This is a genomic window from Synechococcus sp. R8-2 (genome assembly GCF_047461715.1).
In the GTDB taxonomy this organism is placed as follows: domain Bacteria; phylum Cyanobacteriota; class Cyanobacteriia; order Thermostichales; family Thermostichaceae; genus Thermostichus.
In genome coordinates, this window is the sequence record NZ_JANSHQ010000036.1 from 1 (window position 1) to 1,886 (window position 1,886).

The window sequence follows — 1,886 nt, forward strand, 5'->3', positions numbered from 1 at the left end:
TTGACTAGAGTCATGCTCTTCTAAAGGCTCTGTCCCGCTGTCGCGAACGGCCATAACTTTCACCCAACCTCTAGCGGATAGAGTAGGCTGCTGAGGCGGCAGGCAACTGCAAGGATAGGGATCCCAGCGGGGCCAAGGTGGTGCCGGGGTAGTAGAAAGCGAGGATTTGTGCCGCGTTAAACCCCTGCCGAGCCAGGGTATAGGAGCCATACTGGCTCAGGCCCACCCCATGGCCAAAGCCGCCACCGATGAAGCGATAGCCTGCCAATCGCTCCCCTTGTTTCAGAGGCTCTATCCGAAACAGGGTGCTGTACAGGCGAGGAAAAGCCAAGCGTACCTGATCCTTGCGCAAAAGAATCGAGCGGATCCCTTCTGCCGTCTGCAAGTCCAATTGCATCACCTGCACCCGGCCACTGGCGGAGCGCTCCAGGATCTGCATCCCCGCGATGCTGCTCCAGGTGGGCATCGGGATCCCTAGGTAGTCTTGGCCGGCCCGCAACTGGGTGTTCAGCTCCTCCAAAGATAGGGAGAACTCCCAGCGGAATAGGCGGGATACTCCTGCTTCGTTGAAGCCCTCTCGCTGGGCCAAAAACGCCTGGAAGCTGCTCTCCTGCCGCAAATCCAGGGGCTTACCCGGTTGATGGCGCTCCTCGCCCTGCGGAGCACGATGGGCAATATCCGCTTGCGGGCGTAGGTAGGGGCGCGGATCCCCGTCCCAAACATCTTCAAAGGCCGCCGAGATGCCGCCATTGGTAGAGGAATAGACAGCATCCACCAGCTCGCCATTGTAGGTGAGCACCAGGCCACTGGTTTGGCGAATGGCCTCGTCTGCCCGTGGGTGGGTTCCGGTCAATCCCTTGTAAACCTGGCAGTGGGTATTGGCACAGAGCTGATAATCGTCAACCTGAAAGCGGTGGAGGTTCTTGAGGGCGTAGGTGCGCGCCAAAATCGCCTGGGCGGCCATCGCGGCAAAAGGGGCCCCTGGCCCCACCTCGTGGGGAACTACCCCCCGCAAATAGGTTTCCAGAGGCACGGCATTGACCACAGTGTAGCTGCCGTAGGCATTGGGCTGAAAGGTGATGGATCCGGCATAGTAGTGGTCGTTCACCCGTAGATAGCCGGCATCAGAGGTCACCCTGAGGCGGGTGCGGTGGTAGCGAAAGTGTTCATGGATCCAGCTCAGCTCCGCCCGTTCTCGCCGCTCCTGCACCTCGAGCCGCACATGGGGGATCCCTTCCTTCTGGGCATACTGCTGAATCTGGATCAGTTGTTGCGGGGTGTAGGCGCGGTTGGCCCACACCTGCCATTCTTGCGGCTGGGCGATCTCGGTGCTGATGCCCAGAGACTGCCAATGGTTGGCATTGGCCTCGGCACTCTCAAAGCTTTTGTGGCTGCTGAGGATTAGACGGTATACGGTTTCCGGGGTGGTCAGGGCGCGATTGACAATGCCGATGCTGACCCGAGGCGTTCGCTGGGTCTGGGTGCTGCCGTCTGCTTGGGCAAATTCCAGGGTGAGAAGGGATCCCGTCGGTGCCGCCAGCTCCACTTGATCCGTCTCAGAACGGCCAAAGCGTTGCACAATGCCTATATGCAGGATTGGGTTTTCGGGGGTGGCCGCCGTGGCCAAGGTCTCTTCACCAACGCCGGTCGCGTCGGCGGCATGGAGCGCCAAGGCCGTCAGCAACAGGCCCAAGCCGGAAATGAGGGTGCTCTGTTTGCGCCAGCGGGACGGAGCCCCTAAAAACCGACGGGGTTTGGCAGTGGGAGGCTGACAACTGGCCATGGCCGCTTTATCTTAAAACACACCCTGTCGATTTTACCCCCATCTTTTTTGGCCTACCTGCAGCGGTTGCGTCAGCAGTGGGGAGCATGCCTCTAACCCCCAA

Annotated in this window: 1 protein-coding gene; it reads right to left on the reverse strand. The window is 60.2% G+C overall.

Features of this window, described 5'->3' with window-relative positions; genetic code table 11:
• Nucleotides 1–70 precede the first annotated feature (70 nt).
• Entirely contained in the window at nucleotides 71–1,783 is a 1,713-nt protein-coding gene (locus tag NW819_RS00985) for a SpoIID/LytB domain-containing protein (RefSeq protein WP_414412624.1), read from the reverse strand.
• Nucleotides 1,784–1,886: the final 103 nt, after the last annotated feature.

Excerpts from the sequence above, each read along its gene's own strand:
- NW819_RS00985 (WP_414412624.1), bottom strand. The coding sequence starts at position 1,783 with ATGGCCAGTTGTCAGCCTCCCACTGCCAAACCCCGTCGGTTTTTAGGG.